The 20895-nt window shown below is 67.5% G+C and carries 21 protein-coding genes; 10 read left to right on the plus strand and 11 right to left on the minus strand.

Going from position 1 to position 20895, the window contains the following annotated elements:
• Positions 1-145: 145 nt before the first annotated feature.
• Positions 146-766, plus strand: a complete 621-nt coding sequence (locus A9973_RS25475) for a 2-hydroxychromene-2-carboxylate isomerase (protein ID WP_183016419.1) — start codon at positions 146-148, stop codon at positions 764-766.
• Here A9973_RS25475 and A9973_RS25480 read toward each other — a convergent pair.
• Positions 753-1130: a DUF779 domain-containing protein gene (locus tag A9973_RS25480; protein WP_183016420.1), complete on the minus strand. Its 378-nt coding sequence runs from the start codon at positions 1128-1130 to the stop codon at positions 753-755. The genes A9973_RS25475 and A9973_RS25480 overlap by 14 nt on opposite strands.
• Positions 1131-1201: 71 nt before the next feature.
• The gene (gene adh / locus A9973_RS25485) at positions 1202-2731 is read right to left on the minus strand and encodes an aldehyde dehydrogenase (RefSeq protein ID WP_183016421.1); all 1530 of its coding nucleotides are present in this window, start codon (positions 2729-2731) and stop codon (positions 1202-1204) included.
• Positions 2732-2907: 176 nt separating this feature from the next.
• Between adh and A9973_RS25490 the strand changes: the two genes are divergently transcribed.
• Positions 2908-4794, plus strand: coding sequence for a sigma-54-dependent Fis family transcriptional regulator (locus A9973_RS25490; RefSeq protein WP_183016422.1), 1887 nt, complete (start codon positions 2908-2910; stop codon positions 4792-4794).
• A 48-nt stretch (positions 4795-4842) separates the two neighbouring features.
• On the opposite strand, the gene trpC is transcribed toward A9973_RS25490, so the two are convergent.
• The 6 genes from trpC to rpe form a co-directional block, all read right to left on the minus strand.
• Positions 4843-5631 carry an indole-3-glycerol phosphate synthase TrpC gene (trpC, locus tag A9973_RS25495; RefSeq protein ID WP_183016423.1) on the minus strand — a complete coding sequence of 263 codons (789 nt, stop codon included), beginning with the start codon at positions 5629-5631 and terminating at the stop codon, positions 4843-4845.
• Positions 5628-6659 carry an anthranilate phosphoribosyltransferase gene (gene trpD, locus A9973_RS25500; protein WP_183016424.1) on the minus strand — a complete coding sequence of 344 codons (1032 nt, stop codon included), beginning with the start codon at positions 6657-6659 and terminating at the stop codon, positions 5628-5630. The genes trpC and trpD overlap by 4 nt, the downstream gene beginning before the upstream one ends.
• A 12-nt stretch (positions 6660-6671) precedes the next feature.
• On the minus strand, positions 6672-7238 hold the full coding sequence (locus tag A9973_RS25505) for an aminodeoxychorismate/anthranilate synthase component II (RefSeq protein WP_183016425.1): 567 nt from the start codon (positions 7236-7238) through the stop codon (positions 6672-6674).
• 44 nt (positions 7239-7282) lie between these two features.
• Positions 7283-8803: an anthranilate synthase component I gene (trpE, locus tag A9973_RS25510; RefSeq protein ID WP_169274160.1), complete on the minus strand. Its 1521-nt coding sequence runs from the start codon at positions 8801-8803 to the stop codon at positions 7283-7285.
• Positions 8804-9079: 276 nt separating this feature from the next.
• Positions 9080-9787 (minus strand): phosphoglycolate phosphatase, encoded by a 708-nt coding sequence (locus tag A9973_RS25515; protein ID WP_183016426.1) that lies wholly within the window; start codon positions 9785-9787, stop codon positions 9080-9082.
• Positions 9788-9801: 14 nt separating this feature from the next.
• The gene (rpe, locus tag A9973_RS25520) at positions 9802-10530 is read right to left on the minus strand and encodes a ribulose-phosphate 3-epimerase (RefSeq protein WP_183016427.1); all 729 of its coding nucleotides are present in this window, start codon (positions 10528-10530) and stop codon (positions 9802-9804) included.
• A 128-nt stretch (positions 10531-10658) separates the two neighbouring features.
• Between rpe and apaG the strand changes: the two genes are divergently transcribed.
• The 5 genes from apaG (at position 10659) to A9973_RS25545 (ending at position 15504) form a co-directional block, all read left to right on the plus strand.
• On the plus strand, positions 10659-11033 hold the full coding sequence (gene apaG, locus A9973_RS25525) for a Co2+/Mg2+ efflux protein ApaG (RefSeq protein WP_046805616.1): 375 nt from the start codon (positions 10659-10661) through the stop codon (positions 11031-11033).
• 37 nt (positions 11034-11070) lie between these two features.
• On the plus strand, positions 11071-12375 hold the full coding sequence (locus A9973_RS25530; RefSeq protein ID WP_183016428.1) for a murein transglycosylase A: 1305 nt from the start codon (positions 11071-11073) through the stop codon (positions 12373-12375).
• A complete protein-coding gene (locus A9973_RS25535; protein WP_183016429.1) occupies positions 12372-13541 on the plus strand; it encodes a UbiH/UbiF family hydroxylase in 1170 nt (389 codons plus the stop codon). Before A9973_RS25530 ends, A9973_RS25535 begins: the two co-directional genes overlap by 4 nt.
• Positions 13542-13681: 140 nt before the next feature.
• Positions 13682-14482 (plus strand): DsbC family protein, encoded by an 801-nt coding sequence (locus A9973_RS25540; RefSeq protein WP_183016430.1) that lies wholly within the window; start codon positions 13682-13684, stop codon positions 14480-14482.
• Positions 14483-14547: 65 nt separating this feature from the next.
• Complete coding sequence (locus A9973_RS25545) at positions 14548-15504, plus strand: D-2-hydroxyacid dehydrogenase family protein (RefSeq protein WP_183016431.1); 957 nt, start codon at positions 14548-14550, stop codon at positions 15502-15504.
• Positions 15505-15566: 62 nt separating this feature from the next.
• Here the strand turns inward: A9973_RS25545 and ttcA are convergent, their stop codons facing one another.
• Both ttcA and folB read right to left on the minus strand, forming a co-directional pair.
• Entirely contained in the window at positions 15567-16658 is a 1092-nt protein-coding gene (gene ttcA, locus A9973_RS25550) for a tRNA 2-thiocytidine(32) synthetase TtcA (RefSeq protein WP_255469286.1), read from the minus strand.
• A gap of 2 nt (positions 16659-16660) precedes the next feature.
• A complete protein-coding gene (folB, locus tag A9973_RS25555; protein ID WP_006217044.1) occupies positions 16661-17020 on the minus strand; it encodes a dihydroneopterin aldolase in 360 nt (119 codons plus the stop codon).
• Positions 17021-17144: 124 nt separating this feature from the next.
• Here folB and A9973_RS25560 point away from each other — a divergent pair, with 124 nt between their 5' ends.
• Positions 17145-18047, plus strand: a complete 903-nt coding sequence (locus tag A9973_RS25560; RefSeq protein WP_183016432.1) for an NAD(P)/FAD-dependent oxidoreductase — start codon at positions 17145-17147, stop codon at positions 18045-18047.
• A 78-nt stretch (positions 18048-18125) separates the two neighbouring features.
• Positions 18126-19004 carry a helix-turn-helix domain-containing protein gene (locus A9973_RS25565; RefSeq protein ID WP_183016433.1) on the plus strand — a complete coding sequence of 293 codons (879 nt, stop codon included), beginning with the start codon at positions 18126-18128 and terminating at the stop codon, positions 19002-19004.
• Between the two features lie 16 nt (positions 19005-19020).
• Here the strand turns inward: A9973_RS25565 and pcaD are convergent, their stop codons facing one another.
• Positions 19021-19818 carry a 3-oxoadipate enol-lactonase gene (gene pcaD, locus A9973_RS25570; protein ID WP_183016434.1) on the minus strand — a complete coding sequence of 266 codons (798 nt, stop codon included), beginning with the start codon at positions 19816-19818 and terminating at the stop codon, positions 19021-19023.
• Between the two features lie 112 nt (positions 19819-19930).
• On the opposite strand from pcaD, the gene A9973_RS25575 reads away from it, so the two are divergent.
• Positions 19931-20833: a LysR family transcriptional regulator gene (locus A9973_RS25575; protein ID WP_183016435.1), complete on the plus strand. Its 903-nt coding sequence runs from the start codon at positions 19931-19933 to the stop codon at positions 20831-20833.
• Positions 20834-20895: the final 62 nt, after the last annotated feature.

A 20895-nucleotide genomic window follows, 5' to 3' on the forward strand; every position in this document is an offset into this window, starting at 1 on the left:
GTGCGCTTCCAAGGCATTCGTGAAACTCATGCGTATCAGGCGGAAATGTCGCTTGAGCAATGGTACGCCGGTGGCGTTCAATAACAGGCTGCGGCGGACGCCTTGGGGCCTCCGGCCGCGCCACCTTTCCCGCCGGAGTGTTGTGATGACCGCGCCTTTGCCTGATTCGCCCCGCATGCAGATGTGGTTCGATTTCGCCAGCCCCTACAGCTATCTGGCGATCGAGCGCCTGGACGCCCTGGCGCGCCAGGCTGGCGTGCAGGTCGACCTGCGCCCCTTCCTGCTGGGCCCGATCTTCCAGGCGCAGGGGTGGAACGACTCGCCCTTCCGGCTGTTTCCGGGCAAGGGCGCCTACATGATGCGCGACATCGTCCGCCTGGCCGACAAGTACGGCGTGGTCTACAACCGGCCGCGCCTGTTTCCGCGCATGAGCGTGCTGCCCGCCCGCATCGGGTTGCTGGGGCAGGACGAGCCCTGGGTCCGCGATTTCTGCCTGGCCGTGTTCCGCGCCAACTTCCAGCACGACCTGGACATCCAGGCCGAAGACGTCGTGCACGGGGTGTTGACCGGCCTGTCGCTGGACGCGGATGCCTTGATCGCCCGCGCCAAATCCGAAGCCGCCAAGGAAGCGCTGCGCCGGCAGGTGGACCGGGCACGCGATCTGGGTGTGTTCGGCGCGCCCACGTTCTTCGTGGACGGCGAGATGTTCTGGGGCAACGACCGCCTTGAGGACGCCCTTGCGTGGGCGCGGGTCAGCCCTTCGTAACCGGGGCCACCAGCGCCCATTCCTCGTCCGAATACAACCGGGAGCGCAGCAGGAAGCGTTTGCCTTCCGCGCTGTCCAGTGAAAAAGCCCCGCCGCGTCCGGGCACGGCGTCGATGATCAGTTGCGTATGCTCCCAGTACGCGAACTGGTCCTCGCCCATGTAGAACGGGCAGCCCTCCAGGTCGCCCAGCAGCACGTCCGAGCCGCCCACCATGAACTCGCCAAGCGCATAGCACATGGGGGAACTGCCGTCGCAGCATCCGCCCGACTGGTGGAACATCAGCGGGCCGTGCTTGGCCCGCAAGGTATCGATCAATTGGCGCGCCTCGTCGGTCGCGACCACGCGCGGCGTGTGTTCTGCCATGGCGTCATTCCTGTCCGGGGCGCCGGCATGCCCGGCCCGAAGGCCCGGCGTGCCCGGCCGCCAGTTGGCGATCAGAAGAAACCGAGCTTCTTCGGCGAATAGCTCACCAGCAGGTTCTTCGTCTGCTGATAGTGGTTGAGCATCATCTTGTGGTTCTCGCGCCCGATGCCCGACTGCTTATAGCCGCCGAACGCCGCATGCGCGGGATAGGCGTGATAGCAGTTGGTCCATACCCGGCCGGCCTTGATGGCGCGGCCCATCCGGTAGCATGTGTTGGCGTCGCGCGACCACACGCCGGCGCCCAGGCCGTACAGCGTGTCGTTGGCCAGCGCCAGTGCGTCGTCGGCGTCCTTGAACGTCGTCACCGCCACGACGGGCCCGAAGATCTCCTCCTGGAACACGCGCATCTTGTTGTGGCCCTTGAAGACCGTGGGTTGCACGTAGTAGCCGCCTTCCAGCGCGCCCTGCATCTGCGCGCGCGAGCCGCCGGCCAGCACGTCGGCGCCTTCCTGCTTGCCGATGTCCAGGTACGACAGGATCTTCTCCAGTTGTTCGGTGGAGGCTTGCGCGCCCAGCATCGTGTCGCCATCCAGCGGGTTGCCCTGCTTGATCTCGGCCACGCGCTTCAACGCGCGCTCCATGAACCTGTCGTAGAGCGATTCCTGGATCAGCGCGCGGCTGGGGCACGTGCACACTTCGCCCTGGTTCAGCGCGAACATGACGAAGCCTTCGACCGCCTTGTCCAGGAAGTCGTCGTCCTGGGCGGCCACGTCCGCGAAGAAGATGTTGGGCGACTTGCCGCCCAGTTCCAGCGTGACGGGGATGATGTTCTGCGACGCGTACTGCATGATCAGGCGGCCGGTGGTGGTTTCACCGGTGAAGGCGATCTTGGCGATGCGCTTGCTGGAGGCCAGCGGCTTGCCGGCTTCCAGGCCGAAGCCGGTCACCACGTTCAGCACGCCCGGGGGCAGGATGTCGCCGATCAGCTCCATCAGCAACAGGATGCCCAGCGGTGTCTGTTCAGCCGGCTTGAGCACCACGCAATTGCCGGCGGCCAGCGCCGGCGCGAGCTTCCACGCGGCCATCAGGATGGGGAAGTTCCACGGGATGATCTGGCCGACCACGCCCAGCGGTTCGTTGAAGTGGTAGGCCACCGTGTCGCTGTCGATTTCGGACAGGCCGCCTTCCTGGCTGCGGATGCACGAGGCGAAGTAGCGGAAGTGGTCGATCGCCAGCGGGATGTCGGCGGCGCGGGCTTCGCGGATGGGTTTGCCGTTGTCCCAGGTTTCGGCCGTGGCCAGGCGTTCCAGGTTGGCTTCCATCACGTCCGCGATCTGCATCAGCATGCGGGCGCGTTCGGCAGCCGGGGTCGCTCCCCATTTCGGCGCGGCGCGGTGGGCGGCGTCCAGGGCCAAGTCGATGTCGCGTTCCTTGGAGCGCGCGTTGCGGGTCAGCACCTGGCCGGTCACCGGGGTGACGTTGTCGAAATACTCGCCGTCCGCCGGCTTCTGCCACTTTCCATCAATGAAGTTGTCGTACTGCGTCTTCAAGTCCAGACGGGTGCCGTACGAGTCCGGGGTGATGCGGGTCGCGATGTCCATGCTTGTCTCCGATATTGTTGGGATAGCGGCAGTCGGCTGCCTATCCCTTCTCAAGCAAGGACCGTGCCAGGGGTGGGGCTTCCCCGCTGGACAGCCCGGGTCACGCATGCGACAGTAGATTTTTGCGACATTGTCGCGGAACAGGTGTCGCAGAACGCCTGTCCAAGGAGACACGCATGGCCACTCAGTCCCGTCAGCATGCGCTGACGCAAGCGCGCCTGCTGTTCAACCAGCAGGGCGCCGTGCCCGGCGGCATCGTCGCCGAGCCCATCCTGCGATCGTGGCGGCGCTGCGCCGATCTGGGCTTCGACATGCGCGGCGTGCGCCGCGCCGAACTCATGACCCAAGGCGAACTGCGCGAGGCCCAGCAGCGCAACGAAGCGCTGCGCCGCCTGTCGGAACCCGCCATGTCCTATCTGCGCCGCGAGGCCGGCGGCAGCGGCAATCTGGTGATCCTGTCCGACGCGCAAGGGCTGGTCCTGGACAGCGGCGGCGATACGGGCTTCGCCAGCCGCGCCTCCCGCGTGGCGTTGATGCCCGGGGCGCCCTGGGACGAGGCGGCAGCCGGCACCAACGCCATCGGCACCGCGCTGGTAGAAGGCCGGCCCATCGCCGTGCATGGCGCCGAACACTATTTCGAGCCCAACCGCATCCTGACCTGCGCCGCGGTGCCCATCACCGATAGCGAGGGCCGCACGCTGGGCGTGCTGGACTTGTCCAGCCAGGCGCGGGACATCCGGCCCGACGTGCTGGAACGGGTGCGCGCGGCGGTGGACCTGATCGAACATCGCCTGTTCGAACAAACCTATGAACACCATGCCGTGCTGCGGCTGCACACGGACCATTCCGGCTTGGGCGCGCCGGGCGAAGGCCTGCTGGCTTTCCAGGGCGACCTGCTGATCGGCGCCAACCGCCGCGCCTTGCAGGCATTGGGAATGGCGGCCACCGCCTTGGGCGTCTACCGCTACGCCGACGTGTTCGACGGCGACCTGGATCGCTGCCCGGACGCGGCCGGCCGGGTGCATGCGCGCACGGGCGCCAGCTATCACGCCAGGCTGCGCCTGCCGCGTACCCGCGCGCCGCAGCCCGTGGCGCCCGCCTTGCCGCCGGCGGGTTCCCCGCGGCCCGTCGCGCCCAGCTTCGACGCCGCGACCCTCGGGGCGCTGGCACGCGCCGTGCATCTGGCGGATGCGGGCGTGTCCATCTTGCTGCAAGGCGAAACGGGCGTGGGCAAGGAAGTGTTCGCGCGCCAGTTGCACGCGCGCAGCAAGCGCGCATCGGGCCCGTTCGTGGCGGTGAACTGCGCGGCCTTGCCGGAAAGCCTGATCGAATCCGAATTGTTCGGCTATGAAGACGGCGCATTCACCGGCGCGCGCCGGCAGGGCAGCAAGGGCCTGCTGCGCCAGGCGCATGGCGGCGTGCTGTTTCTGGACGAGATCGGCGATATGCCGCTGATGCTGCAGTCGCGGCTGCTGCGCGTGCTGCAGACGCGTGAAGTGTCTCCGTTGGGCGCGGCACGGCCGGTGGCGGTGGACTTCGCGCTGGTGTGCGCCACGCATCGCCCGTTGGCCCACGCGGGACCTGATGCGCCGGTGCGCCCCGACCTGTACTTCCGCATCGCCGAATACACCGTCACGCTCGAGCCGTTGCGCACGCGCGCCGACCGCTTGGAGCTGCTGCGGGCGCTATGGACGGCCCAAGGCCCGGGGCCGGTGCTGCCGCCTCAGATCGAGGCGCGGCTGGCCGCGTATCCGTGGCCCGGCAACTACCGGCAGCTGGCGGCGGTGCTGCGCACGCTGCACGTGTTGGCGGGGCCGTCGGGTGTGGTCGATGCGGACATGCTGCCTGCGGAGCTTGCATTGCCGGGCGGGCAGGGCCGTGTGGCCGACGCGCCGCCTTCAGGCGGCGGCACGGCGGATCTGCAGTCGATGGCGGATGCCGCGATCCGCGACGCGCTGGCCGCGCATGGCGGCAATGTCAGCCGCGCGGCGCGGATGCTGGGTGTGCACCGCAGCACCGTGTACCGGCGCGCGGCTGCCATGGGTTTGGTCCGGCAGCGGTGACCGTTTGCAGTAACCGCTTGCGCCAGCGGCTGCCGGGGGACAGGCGGTTCAGCCCACCAGGCGGGCGAGTTCCGCGCCCGGGTCCTTGGCGCGCATGAAGGCTTCGCCCACCAGGAAGGCGTTGACCTTGTGGTCGCGCATCAGTTTGACGTCTTCGGGCTTGAGGATGCCGCTTTCGGTCACCACGCGCTTGCCCGCCGGGATGTTGGGCAGCAGGTCCAGCGTGTTCTTCAGGCTGGTCTCGAAGGTGCGCAGGTTGCGGTTGTTGATGCCCAGCAGCGGCGTCTTCATGGTCAGCGCCACGTCCAGTTCCTGGGCGTCGTGCACTTCCACCAGCACGTCCATGCCGAGTTCCATCGCCAGCGTTTCGTAGTCGCGCAATTGCGACGGCGACAGCGCGGCCACGATCAGCAGCACGCAGTCCGCGCCCATCGCGCGGGCAGCGATGATCTGATAGGAATCGATCACGAAATCCTTGCGCAGCACGGGCAGCGAGCAGGCGGCGCGCGCCTGGCGCAGGTGGTCGTGCGAGCCCTGGAAGAACTGCACGTCCGTCAGCACCGACAGGCAGGCCGCGCCGTGCACGGCATAGGTCGAGGCAATGTCGGCGGGGGCGAAGGTTTCGCGCAGCACCCCCTTGGAGGGCGACGCTTTCTTGATTTCAGCGATGACGCCGGCTTTGCCCTGGGAAATCTTGTCTTCGATGGCTTGGGCGAAGCCACGCACGTCTTGCCGCGCCTGCGCTTCGCGCAGGACCTCGGCTTCGCTGCGCATCTGGCGAGCGGCGGCGACTTCCTCTACCTTGACGGCGAGGATCTTCGCAAGAATATCGTTCATTTCTGGAATTTCCGGGTATATGCGCAGAATTCTTCCAGCTTGGCTCGCGCCGCGCCGGTGGCAATCAATTCAAATGCTAGCGCTAAGGCTTCGGGAATGGAATCGGCTTTATTGCCGGCATAGATGGCAAGCCCCGCATTCAGCGCGACGATGTCGCGCGCGGTGCCCTCCACATTGTCCAGCGCCTCGATGACAAGTTCGCGCGACTGCTCGCGATTGGACACCTTGATGGTCCGGTTGGACATCATGGATAGCCCGTAGTCTTCGGGGTGGATTTCATATTCCCGTATTTGACCATCTTTCAGCTCGCCCACGAGCGTGGCGCCGCCCAAAGAGGCCTCGTCCATGCCGTCCTTGCCGTGCACGACCAGCACATGGCGCGAACCCAGGCGTTCCAGCACGCGCACCTGGATGCCCACCAGGTCGGGGTGGAACACGCCCATCAGCTGGTTGGCGGCGCCTGCGGGGTTGGTCAGCGGCCCGAGGATATTGAAAATGGTGCGCACGGCCAGTTCCTTGCGCACGGCGGCCACGTTCTTCATGGCGCCGTGGTGGGCGGGCGCGAACATGAAGCCGATGCCGGTGGCCTGGATGCACTCGGCGACGTCCTCGGGCGTCAGGACCAGGTTGGCGCCCAGGGCTTCCAGGACGTCGGCGCTGCCGCTGGAGGACGAAGCGCTGCGGTTGCCGTGCTTGGCGATCGGCACGCCGGCGGCGGCGGCCACGAACATGGCGGTGGTCGAAATGTTGAACGTGTGGCTGCCGTCGCCGCCGGTGCCGCACATGTCCAGCAGGTCCTGCGGGTTGGGCGTCACCACGGGCGTGGCGAATTCGCGCATGACCTGGGCGGCCGCGGTGATCTCGCCAATGGTTTCCTTCTTCACGCGCAGGCCCATCAGCAGGGCGCTGGCGATCTGCGGGGACATCTCGCCGCGCATGAGCATGCGCATCAGATGCAGCATCTCGTCGTGGAAAATTTCGCGGTGTTCAATGCAGCGCGTCAGCGCTTCGGTGGGGGAAATCGTCACGGTGCGTCCTTCTCAGGCGAGGTTCAGGAAATTGCGCAGCAGGGCGTGGCCATGTTCGCTGAGCACGGATTCGGGGTGGAACTGTACTCCGTACAGCGGCAGGGACTTGTGGCGCACGCCCATGATGTCGCCGTCCGGGGCGGTCGCCGTCACGGCCAGGCAGTCGGGCAGGGTGGCGGGGTCGATGGTCAGCGAGTTGTAACGAATCACGGTGTACGGGGTGGGCAGGCCGGTGAAGATGTCGGTGCCCGTGTGCGAGATCTTCACGGTCTTGCCGTGCATGATCTGCTGCGCGCGGACGATGTCGCCGCCGTAGGCCGCGCCGATGGCCTGATGGCCCAGGCACACGCCCAGGATGGGCTTCTTGCCGGCGAAGGCCTGGATCGCGGCCACCGAGATGCCGGCCTCGGCGGGCGAACACGGCCCGGGCGACACGCAGATGCGGTCCGGGTTCAGGGCGGCGATCTCTTCCAGCGTGATCTGGTCGTTGCGCGCCACGCGCACGTCTTCGCCCAGTTCACCGAAGTATTGGACCAGGTTGTAGGTAAAAGAGTCGTAGTTATCGATCATCAACAGCATTTTTTTCTCCGTGCGGACGGTATTCGGTTCGGGCGGGGCCGGGCTCAGATGGGTTCGTCCAGGCCGTGCTGCACCTGTTCGGCGGCGCGCAGCACCGCGCGGGCCTTGGCTTCGGTTTCGGCCCATTCGGCTTCGGGATTGGAGTCGGCCACGATGCCGGCGGCGGCCTGCACGTACAGCGTGCCGTCCTTGATGACGCCGGTGCGAATGGCGATGGCCACGTCCATTTCGCCGCCGTAGGACAGGTAGCCGGCCGCCCCGCCGTAGATGCCGCGGCGCACGGGCTCCAGCTCGTCGATGATCTTCATGGCCTCGACCTTGGGCGCGCCCGTCAGCGTGCCGGCGGGGAACGAGGCGCGCAGCACGTCCATACTGCTCATGCCGGGGTTCAGGTTGCCGGTCACGTTGGACACCAGGTGCATCACGTGCGAATAGCGTTCGATGACCATGGTGTCGCTGACCTTCACCGATCCCACTTCGGCGACGCGGCCCACGTCGTTGCGAGCCAGGTCGATCAGCATCACGTGTTCGGCCACTTCCTTGGGGTCCGCCTTCAGTTCGGCGGCCAGCGCCGCGTCTTCCTCGGGCGTGGCGCCGCGCTTGCGGGTGCCGGCCAGGGGGCGGATGGTGATCTGCGACTTCGGCACGCCGTTGTCCACCACGCGTTCCTGGCGCACCAGGATCTCGGGCGATGCGCCCACGACCTGGAAGTCGCCGAAGTTCCAGAAGTACATGTAGGGGGAGGGGTTCAATGACCGCAGGGCGCGGTAGAGAGACAGCGGAGAATCGCGGAAGGGCTTGGCGATGACCTGGCCGACCTGCACTTGCATCAGGTCGCCGGCGGCGATGTGTTCCTTGGCGCGGTGCACGGCCGCCAGATAGTCTTCCTTCTTGAAGTCGCGCCGCTCTTCGGTCTGCATGCTGGCGTGGCTGTACGGGATTTCCACCGGGCGTCGCAGGCGGGCGCGCAGGTCGTGCAGGCGCTGCTGGGCGCGGCTGTAGGATTCGGGCTGGCTGGGGTCGGCGTAGACCATCAGGTAGATGCGGCCGGCCAGGTTGTCCACGATGACCAGTTCGTCCACGTGCATCAGCATCAGGTCGGGCGTGCCGCCTTCCATGCCGGCCGGGAACGGTTTGACGGCCGGCCCCAGGCACGGCTCGATGTGGCGCACCGTGTCGTACCCGAAGTAGCCGGCCAGGCCGCCGCAGAAGCGCGGCATGCCCGGACGCAGGGCGACCTTGAAACGGCCTTGGTACTGCTCGATGAACGCCAGCGGATCGCCTTCATGCGTTTCCACGACCTGGCCGTCGTGCAGCACTTCCGTCAGGGTGCCGCTGGCGCGGATCACCGTGCGGGCGGGCAGGCCGATGAAGGAATAGCGGCCAAAGCGCTCGCCGCCCACCACCGACTCCATCAGGCAGGTCATGCGGCCGGCCAGCGGGCCCGCGTGCGCCAGCTTCAGGTAGATGCCCAGCGGCGTGTCCAGGTCGGCGTAGGTCTCGGCGACCAGCGGGATGCGGTTGTAGCCTTGCGCGGCGAGGGCCTTGAATTCGATTTCGGTCATGTCGGGGTCTCGTAAGCGATGGGGTGTTTGCTTTCAGACCGGGCGCACAACAAAAAAGCCCGGTCCAGGTTACTGGTTCCGGGCTTGGCTCTGTGTTTACACAGCTACGGCACTAGGCGGCATACGCGTCCAGGGCCGGGAGGGATCATCGCCACCCGGAAGACAAACGCCACCAGCGCCACGAGGCGCCGAGCATTTGGTTCTGGGGGTAAGCGTTCATTGATCCGGGGTAAGTCTTTGAGAATTCAGGGTTAGTCGGGTGGCGGGGGCTCCGTTTCAGGAGGCGGTTTTCGCGGCGTTCTGGTTTTGGTTCCAGAGCGCCACCCACTGTGCGGCGTCGACTAGCGTGTCCACTATACCATCGACATCCAGTTCGCGCACGTCACGGCCTTCGTTGTAACCGTAAGGCACGACCAGCACCTGTGTGCCGGCGGTGCGGCCGGCTTGCGCGTCGTTGATCGAGTCGCCGATGGTCACGGCTTCGGTCACGGCCACGCCCAGCAGTTCGCAGGCGTGCAGCACCTGGTCGGGGTCGGGCTTGCGGCGCGCGCAGGTGTCGCCGCAGACGACCGCGTCGAAAAAGCCCGCCAGGCCGGTGCGCTGCAAGAGCGGCAGCGTGAACTCCGTGGGCTTGTTGGTGACGACGGCCAGCTTCAGGCCCTGGTCGCGCATGTGCTTCAGGCCGTCGATGACGCCGGGGTAGACCTGGGCGCGTTCGCCGTTGACCAGGTGGTAATGGCGGTAGAAGGCCTCGCGGGCCCGGTCGAAGGCGTCGGCCGACGGGTCGGCCGCGTCCAGGCTGCCCGCCAGGCTGCGGCGGACCAGGTTGTCCACGCCCTTGCCCACGAAGGTGGCCACCACGTCTTCGCGCAGCGCGGTCATGCCGAGCTCCACGCGCATGGCGTTGGCCGCGAAGGCCAGGTCGGGGATGGAGTCCAGCAAGGTGCCGTCCAGGTCGAGCAGCGCAGCGCGGAAAGCGGTCATGTCGGTCCTTGCCCTTAGATGGCGGTGGTTTCGCCGATGGCGATCTGCTCGCGCATGGACGTGATGATGCCGGCGTAGTCGGGCTTGCCGAAAATGGCCGAACCGGCCACGAAGGTGTCCGCGCCCGCGCGGCGGATCTCGGCGATGTTGTCGATTTTGACGCCGCCGTCCACTTGCAGCACGATTTCCTGGCCGCCGGCCTGCATCCAGGCGTCGATCCTTGCGCGCGCTTCGCGCAGCTTGGTCAGCGCGCCGGGGATGAAGCTCTGGCCGCCGAAGCCCGGGTTCACCGACATGATCAGGATCAGGTCGATCTTGTCCATGACGTAGTCCAGATAGGTCAGCGGCGTGGCGGGGTTGAACACCAGACCGGCTTTACAGCCGTTTTCGCGGATCAGCGACAGCGTGCGGTCCACGTGGCGGCTGGCGTCCGGGTGGAAGCTGATGTAGTCGGCGCCGGCCTTGGCGAACATCGGCACCAGGTCGTCCACCGGTTCGACCATCAGGTGCACGTCGATCGGCACCTGGACGTGGGGGCGGATCGCCGCGCACACCATCGGGCCGATGGTCAGGTTGGGGACATAGTGGTTGTCCATCACGTCCACGTGGATCCAGTCGGCGCCGGCGGCGACGACGTTGCGGACTTCCTCGCCCAGGCGGGCGAAGTCAGCCGACAGGATGCTGGGGGTGATGCGGGTGGAGGCCGTGGAGGATGACATGATGTTCGGGGTCGGGAAGGGCATAATGTGCCATTATTGCAGTTTGAGGCGCGATATCGGGAACAGCCCGGTCCCGCGGGTCCGAAAACTGCGTCTTGCAAGCGTCCGGCGCCGTCACCCGGCCCCCGCGCCCAGCCACACAGGGAAGGACTGTGAAACCTTACGACCTGAGCGTCTCTGTCTCTCCGCGCTTCGTGCCAGAACAGTCCGATCCGGGCGAACAGCAATTCGTGTTCGCCTATACCGTGCGCATCACCAATACCGGCGAACATCCCGCCCAGGTGATCAGCCGCCACTGGGTCATCACCGATGGCAACCAGCGGGTGCAGGAAGTGCGCGGGCTGGGCATCGTGGGGCAGCAGCCCCTGCTGGCGCCCGGCGAGACCTTCGAATACACCAGCGGCTGTCCCCTGCCCACCCCCGTGGGCACGATGCGCGGCACCTACCACTGCGTCGGCGAGAACGGGATTCCGTTCGAAGTGCCGATCTCCGAATTCGTCCTGGCCATGCCGCGCACCCTGCACTGAATGGCCCGGCCCGTTGCCCCGTTTTTCTCCTCTGCTCATGAAGCGCATTCTTAGCCTGTCCGTGCTGTCGGTCCTGCTGGCGGCATGTTCCACGCCCTCGGACGTTCCCCCTGAATCCGGCGAATCGGGCAGCCTGCCCGGCACGCGCGTCCCCGCAGCTGACGGCCCCCTGGTGGTGCCTTCGCTGTCGGCGCTGCCGGATACCCCGCCGCGCGCCTTGGCGGGCAAGTTCAAACCCGGGACCTGGTCCGAGATGCCGGGCTGGTCCACCGACGACCTGACGCAGTTCTGGCCGCTGTTCCTGCGCAACTGCCGCGGTTTGATGCGGCCGACCAGCGGCAACCTGGCCGCGCCTGCGCGCGCCACGCCGCGTGCCTGGCAGCCGGTGTGCGCCGCCGCCGTCGACCCGTCCCGGGCGCCGGCCGCGGGCGACGGCGAAGCCGTGCGCCGCTTCCTGCAGACCTATCTGCAGCCGTGGCGCCTGAACGCGGCGGACGGCAAGCCAGCCGCCAATACCGTCACCGGCTACTACGAACCCCTGGTGCGCGGCTCGCGCCGCCAGGGCGGCAACTACCAGTGGCCGCTGTACGCGGTGCCCGCCGATCTGCTGACGATCGACCTCGGGTCGATCTATCCGGACCTGGCCGGCAAGCGCGTGCGCGGCAAGCTGGAAGGCAAGCGGGTCGTGCCCTACGACACCCGCGCCGCGATCGAGTCGTCCGGCCGCCGCCCGCCCGTGGTGGTGTGGGTGGACGACCCCGTCGACAACTTCTTCCTGCAGGTGCAGGGTTCGGGCCGCGTGCAGCTGACCGACGGCCCCGACACCGGCAAGACCATTCGCGTGGCCTACGCCGACCACAACGGCCAGCCCTACGTGTCCATCGGCCGCTGGCTGATCGACCGCGGCGAACTGACCGCCGACCAGGCGTCCATGCAGAACATCCGCGCCTGGGCCCAGCGCAATCCCAAGCGCGTGCAGGAAATGCTGAACGCCAATCCGGCGGTCGTCTTCTTCCGCGAAGAGCCGGTCATCGATCCCGAACAAGGGCCGAAGGGCGCTTACGCGATCCCGCTGGCGCCCAAGCGTTCGGTGGCGGTCGACGCCACCTTCGTGCCGCTGGGCACGCCGGTGTATCTGGCCACCACGTTCCCGGCCTCCGACCGCCCGCTGCAGCGGCTGGTGTTCGCCCAGGACACGGGCACGGCCATCCGCGGCGCCGCGCGGGCCGACTTCTACTGGGGTTACGGCGAAGAGGCCGGCCAGCAGGCGGGCCGCATGAAACAACGGGGCCAGATGTGGGTGCTGTGGCCCAAGCAAGCCGGGGAGCCTTCGGCAAGATGAGCCATCAAATCGTCGTTTGCGGGGCCGGCATCGTCGGCCTGTCCACGGCCCTGGCGCTGGCGCGCCGTGGCCAGCGCGTCGCCGTCCTGGCGCCGCGCACGGCAGTTGCTGCCGCCGATCCCAACCGCTACCACCCGCGGGTCTATGCCATTTCGCCCGCCAGCCAGCGTTTTCTGGCCGAGCTGGGCGTGTGGGACGCCATGCCCGCGTCCCGGCTGATGCCGGTCGAAGCCATGGAGATCCATGGCGACGCCGACGGGCAGGTCAACCTGAACGCCTGGCAGGCGGCGCTGCCGCAACTGGCCTGGATCGTCGAATCCGGCGAAATCGAGCGCGTGCTGATCCAGGCGGTGCGGATGTTCGGCATCCCCTGGCTGGAAGACCGCTGCACGGGCTACCAGGATGGCGCCGTCGATACCGAAAGCGGTGCGCGCATCCAGGCCGAACTGTTCGTGGGCGCGGACGGCGCGGCCTCGCCGCTGCGCACGGCGGCCGGCATGAAGCACGACGCCGTGTCCTATGACGACACGGGCCTCGTCGTGCATCTGGACGCCGAACGCGCCCATCAAGGCACGGCCATCCAATGGTTCCGCGACGACGGCGTGCTGGCGCTGCTGCCGTTGCCCGACACCGCGGATGGCCCGCAAGTCTCGATGGTCTGGTCCATGCGGACCGAGCCGGCGCAGGCCCTGCTGGCGCTGCCGCCCGAGGCGCAGGCCGCCAAGCTGGAAAGCCTGCTGGCCGAGGCCTCCGAGGGCCGCCTGGGCCGGTTGAAGGTCCGCAGCACGCTGCACGGTTTCCCGCTGACGCTGGAACGCGCCCAGATGGTGGCGCCCGGCATCGCGCTGGCCGGAGACGCGGCGCACCGCCTGCACCCGCTGGCGGGACAGGGCCTGAACCTGGGCCTGGGCGACGTCGAAGCGCTGGCCCGCACGGTGGCCGGCCGCGAACCCTACCGTGCGGCGGGCGACCTCCGGGTGCTGCACCGCTACCAGCGCGCGCGCGCCGAACCGGTGCTGGCCATGCGCCTGGCCACCGACGGCCTGCACAAGCTGTTCGCCTCGCGCGCCACGCCGCTGGTGTGGCTGCGCAACGCCGGCATGCTCTGGGTCGAAAAGGCGCCGCTGGTGAAGCGCCGCCTGATCGCCGGCGCATCGGCCAATTGAATCTGCTGGGCATGCCGTTGAACCTTGCCGGGTGGCGGCAGTCTGACACGCATACGCGTTGCGTTCGGACCCGTCCCCGCCGGCACCCCCGGGATGCGTTACGCTTGCTTCCAAAGAACACGATAAGTACAGGAGTACTGATGAACTTCCGCATCTCCGCCACCCTGGCGGCTTGTTTCCTGGCCGGTGGCCTGGGGTTGTCCGCCACGGCGCTGGCGCAAGCGCCCGCCAAGGGCGACAAGTCCGTGTCCACGGAGTCCGTCGGCCAGCCGGGCAAGGGCGAAAAAAGCGTGTCGACCACGCAGATCGACCCGGTGGCGGATGCCGTCAAAGAACGTTTCCAGCAGCGCTTCACCGGCATGGACGTGACGACCGTGCGCCGCACGCCCTATGGCCTGTTCGAAGTGCAGTTGGGCATGGACCTGATCTACACGGATGAAAAAGTCACCTGGGTCATGGAAGGGCCGTTGATCGACGCGATGACGCGCCGCGACGTCACCCGCGAATCCCAGGAAAAGCTCAGCGCCGTCTCGTTCGACCAGCTGCCGCTGGAGCTGGCCATCAAGCAGGTCAAGGGCGACGGCTCGCGCAAGGTCGCGATTTTCGAAGACCCCAATTGCGGCTATTGCAAGCAGTTGCGCAAGACGATGGAAGACCTGGACAACGTCACCGTCTACACCTTCATGTACCCGATCCTGTCGCCGGACTCCAAGGACAAGGTGCGTGACGTCTGGTGCGCCAAAGACCAGGGCCGCGCCTGGGACGACTGGATGGTGCGCGGCAAGAAGCCGGCTACCGCCAGCTGCGACGTGCCCGAAGACAAGCTGCTGGCCCTGGGCCACCAGTTGATGGTGCGCGGCACGCCTACGTTGTTCTTCGCCGACGGGTCGCGCGTCAGCGGCGCGATCCCGCTGGACCAACTCAAAGCCCGTTTGAACTGACCGGCGCCGCGCGCGCCGGCCGGGTTGGCTGGCGCGGCAAGCGCCACGCCACCCGGAGACAACACTTGAAAATCGCAATTCTCGACGATTACCACGACGTAGCCCGGCGCTATGCGGACTGGACCTCGCTGGGCGGCGACGCCGAGGTGCAGATCTTCAACAACTTCATCCCGGACGAACAGGTCGAGCCCACGCTTGAGCCTTTCGACGTGATCGTGGCCATGCGCGAGCGCACGCCGTTCCCCGCCGAACGCATTCGCGCGCTGCCCAAGCTGCGCCTGCTGGTCACGACCGGCATGCGCAACAACGCCATCGACATGCCGGCCTGCACCGCGCAGGGCATCGCTGTCTGCGGCGCGCCCGGCAGCGCGGACGCCAACACCGCCACGGCCGAACTGGCCTGGGCGCATATCCTGGGCCTGTTCAAGCATCTGCCCGCCGAAGACGCGGCCATGCGCCGCGGCATGTGGCAAACGGCCATGCCCGAGCCCCTGGCCGGCAAGCGCCTGGGCGTGCTGGGCCTGGGCAAGCTGGGCGCCGCCGTGGCCAAGGTGGGCCAGGCCTTCGGCATGGACGTGGTGGCCTGGAGCCCCAACCTGACGGACGAGCGCGCCGAGGCCGCCGGCGTCAAGCGGGTGGACAAGCACGAGCTCTTCGCGACCTCCGATGTCGTGAGCCTGCACCTGATCCTGTCGGACCGCAGCCGTCACGTGGTCGACGCCGCTGCGTTGGCCGCGATGAAGCCCTCCGCCTATCTGGTGAACACGTCGCGCGCGGGCCTGGTGGACCAGGACGCGCTGATGGACGCGCTGGTGAAGTTCCGCATCGCGGGCGCTGGCCTGGACGTGTACGCGGAAGAGCCGCTGTCGCCCACCGACACCGTGCGCGACCTGGACAACGTGATCCTGACCCCGCACCTGGGCTACGTCAGCCGCGAGAACTTCGAGGCGTTCTACCAGAACGCGCTGGAAGCCGTGAAGGCGTTCCAGGCGGGCAAGCCGATCCGGGTGCTGAACGCGTAGCGCGAATGGCCGAAAAAAAGGGGTTGCTCACGCAACCCCTTTTTTATTCGTCCCGCCCGGCGTCAACCGCGCGTGAACACCACTTTCTTTTCGACGATCGCGCCCGGCTCCAGCGCCTCCGGCGTATCGCCGCAAGCGTCGTCGCCGTCCTCGTCGGGGTCCACCGCGTCGAACGCCGTGTCGCCGTTGGCGTCCGGCACGCCGGTGGGCTTCAGGCCCACGAAGTCGAACAGGTCGCGGTCCATCAGATGCGACGGCACCACGCGCGACAGCGCGTTGAACACGTTCCACGAACGGCCCGGGTGCTGCTTGTCCCAATCCTTGAGCATCCGGCCCACTTCCTTGCGCTTCAGGTTTTCCTGCGAGCCGCACAGGTTGCACGGGATGATGGGGAATTGCTTGAGTTCGGCGTAGGCAATCAGGTCCGTCTCGGCCACATAGGCCAGCGGGCGGATCACCGTGTGGCGGCCGTCGTCGGACACCAGCTTGGGCGGCATGCCCTTGGCCTTGCCGCCGTAAAACAGGTTCAGGAAGAACGTGGCCAGGATGTCGTCGCGGTGGTGGCCCAGCGCGATCTTGGTGGCGCCCAGTTCGGAGGCGACGCGGTACAGGATGCCGCGGCGCAAGCGCGAACAGAGCGAGCACATCGTCTTGCCTTCTTCCAGCACGCGCGTGACGATGGAATACGTATCCTGCGTCTCGATGTGGAAGGGCACGCCCAGTTCTTTCAGGTATTGGGGCAGGATGTGGTCGGGGAAGTCAGGCTGCTTCTGGTCCAGGTTGACCGCGATCAGCTCGAACTTGAACGGCGCGCGCTTTTGCAGCTGGAGCAGGATGTCCAGCATCGCATAGGAGTCCTTGCCGCCCGACAGGCAGACCATGATGCGGTCGCCTTCGCCGATCATGTTGTAGTCGGACAGTGCGCGCGTGGTCTCGCGGGCCAGGCGCTTGGTCAGCTTGTTGCCTTCGTGGCGGGCCTTCTCCGCAGCAAGCGCATCTTTTGCGCGCGGCGTGGGGGCCGTCTCCCCGTCGGGCCGCCCCAAGGGGGGAGAGCCCCCTTGGGGGGCAGCAAGCGCATCTTGTGCGCGCAGCGTGGGGGCTACATTCTCTTCGGCTTCGGTACGGAAGCGGATAGGGGGAGCGATATCGTTCATGGTCAACGCGTGATCTGTATTTCCACGCCCACCGCCGCACAGTCGGAAAAGGCCATGGGCTTGCTGATGCGCAGGCGCAGCGAGCGGATTTCCTGGAAGTCGGCCAGCAGGCGCGCGGCGACTTGTTCGGACAGGGTTTCGATCAGGTTCACATGCGCCTGCGTGCATTCCTCGACGATGGCCTCGCGCAACCGGCGGTAATCCAGCACGCTGTGGATGTCGTGGTCGTCGACCGAACGCTGGATGTCCACGTCGAATTCGGCGTCGACGTGCAAAGGCTGGGTGGCGCGTCGCTCGTGTTCGAGGATGCCGATGCGGGCGTCGAGCGCAAGCCCGGAAAGGATGATGCGGCGTGTGGGCATGATGGAAACCTGGGTGGGACAGCCGGAATTGTAAGGCGACAGCGGGCCGGGGCCGGCGCGCTGGCTACAATTCGGCCATGTCCGGGCGTCGCGGACGATGCCGGCGCAGTCAATAAGGGGTGAAATGCAACAGTTGCACGATGCGGTCATTGTAGGCGGCGGCCCGGCCGGCGCTTCCTGCGCGTTGTGGCTGGCCAGGCTGGGTCTGTCCCCGCTATTGGTCGAAGCCGGCGCCCGCCTGGGCGGCCTGGGCAATGACAATCCGTTCGCCGACGATTGGATCGCGGTGCTGCCCGGGGTGACCGGCCAGCAGGTGGCGGCCAACATCGACGCCAGCGTGCGGGCGGCCGGCGTGCCGCTGCGCCTGGAAACCCGGGTGTCCGGCGTGCTGCCCTGCAAGGGCGGCATCCAGGCCACCCTGACCGGCCTGGACGGCAGCCAGACCCAGGTGCGCGGACGCACCCTGGTGATCGCTTCGGGTGTGCGCGCCAAGGGCCTGCCGGACCACCCGCCGGGCGCGTCGTGGCCCGGCGTGCTGATCGGCCCGGGCTCCCCCATCGTGGCGCAGGACTACTCGGGCCTGTCGGTGGCGGTGCTGGGCGGGGGCGACAACGCGTTCGAGAACTACGTCTATGTGCGCAACCGCGGCGCCCGCGCCGTGCACCTGTACGCCCGCAGCGTCCGCGCCCAGCAGCAATGGGTGACGCGCGCTGGCCGCGAAGGCGTGCGCATCGGGCCGTACCTGGTGGATCCCGCCCGGCGCAGCGTGGACGGCCAGCAGTACGACCTGATCCTGGTCTTCTACGGCTGGGAGCCGCAAGCCGCCTTCGCCGACGGGTTGCGGCTGGCCCGCGACGACCGCGGCTACATCCGCACGGATTTCGCCACGGCCGAAACCAGCGTGCCGGACATCTACGCCGTGGGCGAAGTGGCGCACCGCATGCATCCTTGCGTCGTCACGTCCATGGCGGATGGCGTGGTGGCGGCCAAGGCCATCCAGCGGCGCTGGGAACGGGCAGGGGAATAAGCCGTCGGCCCGTCGGCCGGACAGGCGGGTTCAATTTGGGTAATAATAATTATTCTCAAATAAAATCCGGGTCCGTCCATGCCTTCCCTGCGCGCCGCCGCCGAACACCACCGCGTTGACGCGGCATTCAGCCAGCCGGGCGGGATCGCCCTGCATGCGGGCGTGTTCCGCCGCAATGCGACCCGATGGCGCGACGAATCGCTGCATCGCGGCCTGAAGGTCATCATGCTTGACGGCCAGGTGCAGAGCCGGATCGAAGACCGCACCGCGTTGCGCCTGCAGGGCCCCTCCCTGCTCCTGGCGTGGAACACCGGGCCGGCGCAAGGCGCGGACGCCTTCGAGGCGGGGGTGGACCAGCAGTACGCGATGGTCAGCTTGCCGGAGACGGCGTTATGGTCGGAATTGGGACTGGAACCCGACTTCTTCAAGCAACTCGCGCCGGGGCAGCCGTCGGGCGAACCCGTCGTCTGGCATGGAACCGCCGGGCGCGATGCGCGCCGTATCGCCGACCAGGTGCGCGTTTGCGCCTTCGAGGGGGCGGCCCGCCGCCTGTATCTGGCGGCAAAGGGGCTGGAACTGGCCGCCATGGCGCTGGCGCAAGCCACGCGCAGCGGAGCCTTGCCTGCCGACCCCGCCAACGGCATGGCGCGAGAACTGGACGCGGCGCATGAAGCCCGCCGCCGCTTGCTGGCCAATTTGCGCCAACCGCCCGCAGCATCGGAACTGGCGCGCGATTTCGGCCTGCACACCCGCAAGCTTGAACAGGCCTTCAAGCGCGCATTCGGCCTGAGCATGGCGCGCTGCGTGCAAGAGGCGCGGCTGTTGCGCGGCCGCGACCTGATCCTGAACGGCGGCCTGAGCGTGTCCGAAGCCGCCTGGCACGTGGGTTATGCGCCCGCGCACTTTTCGGTGGCGTTCCGCCGCCGCTTCAACGCCAGCCCCAGCGCTTTGCGCTGATTGCGGCGCGGGCGCTTCAGCGAGGCAGCAGGAATCGCAGCACCGCGTCCATGAATGCCTCGGGCTGTTCGATGTTCGACAGGTGCACCGCCGGCAGCTCCAGCAGTCGCGCGCCCGGCACCGTGGCCGCGATGGCTGCGCCGTGGCTGGCGGCCGTCACCGTATCGTCGCGCCCCGAAATAACCAGGGTCGGCGCCGTGATCAGCGCGATGGTGCGCCGCAGGTCCGTGTCGCGCACTGCCGCGAACGCGCCCGCCAGGCCGTGTTTGTCGGTGGCCATCAGCGCGTCGCGGAACGCGTCGATGACGGGGCCCCCGGCTTGCAGCATGCGGGCGGGGAACCAGTTGCCCAGGAACATCTCCGTGGCGGCCGTCATGTCGGGCGCCAACAGCGTGGCCGCGATGCGTTCGTCCCATTGCGGCACGGGGCCCAGGTAGGCCGAGGTATTGGCCAGGATCAGGCGGTCGAGCCGTTCCGACGCATGCACGCCCAGCCATTGCCCAATGAATCCGCCCAGCGACAGGCCCAGGAAATGCGCGCGCGGGATGTCCAGGCCGTCCAGCAGCTCAATGACGTCGCGGCCCAGCCGGTCCATCGAGTACGCGCCCGCCGGCACGCCGGACGCGCCATGGCCGCGGGTGTCGTAGCGCAGCACGCGGAAGTGCCGCGACAGCGCGGGGATCTGGCCGTCCCACATATGCAGCGTGGTGCCGATGGAATTGGACAGCACCAGCACGGGCAGGCGGGCGTCGCCGTCGATGCGGTAGGCGATGCGCACGCCGTCGCCGGTGGTGAAGAATGAAAGGTCTTGCATGGCGGATCTGCCTGTTCGGGTGGGATGAGGCGAATCGTAGTTGCGCGCCGATCCGGAAGACATTACAAAGTTTGGACCTTCATTGTCAGAAAAACGAAACCTGGAGACCCGCGTGAGCGACTTCACCCTGCATGATCTGCAGTGCTTCGACGCCGTGGCGCGGGCCGGCGGCTTCCAGGCTGCCGCCACGGCGCTGCATCGTTCGCATCCCGCGGTGTTCGCGGCCGTGGCCAAGCTGGAGCGCCAATTGGACCTGGCCTTGCTGGACCGCAGCGGCTATCGCGTGCGGCTGACGCCTGCGGGGCAGTCCTTTCATCGGCGCGCCCAAGGCCTGCTGCGCGAACTGGAAGGCCTGCGCACCCATGCCGCGCAATTGGCGATGGGCGAGGAAAGCGACCTGCGCGTGGTGATCGGGGACCTGTGCCCGCGGCCGTGGATGCTTGCGGTGCTGAACCGCTTTTCGGCGCAATGCCCCGGCACGCGCCTGCATCTGCATTTCGAAGCCGTCGGCGGGCCGATGGAGCGCCTGCTGGATGGCGACGCGGACCTGATCCTGCACCGCGTGGACAAGCAGGATCCGCACATCGAATGGCTGGACCTGGCCAAGGTGCCCTTCGTGCCCGTGGCGGCGCCCGGGTTCCTGCCTGCCGCGCGCGGCCGCGCCGTCAGCTTGCGGCAATTGCGCGAGGCCACGCAATGCGTGATGCGCGACACGGCCCGCCATACCCCGCCGCGCGATTACTTCATGGTCGACGGCGCCCCGCAATGCACGGTGCCCGACCAGCTCATGAAGAAGGACGTCATCCTGCAAGGCATGGGCTGGGGCCATCTGCCGCGCTTCCTGATCGAAGACGAACTGCGCGACGGCCGGCTGGTGTCGATCGCCAGCCGCCATCTGCCCGGCAGCGTCGAGGAACTGGTGGCCGCCCGGCGCGGCGACCGTCCTCAGGGGCCGGTCGCGAACCGCTTGTGGGCGGCCTTGCAGGAGGCGTCCGCCGAAATTCGAAAGCCTTAGTCCGGAAATCGAAAGCCTTTCCGATTGCCCGCTTTTCTCTTGTTGAAGATGATTATCAGTCT

This window comes from Achromobacter sp. UMC46 (assembly GCF_014170335.1).
Classification (GTDB): domain Bacteria; phylum Pseudomonadota; class Gammaproteobacteria; order Burkholderiales; family Burkholderiaceae_B; genus Achromobacter.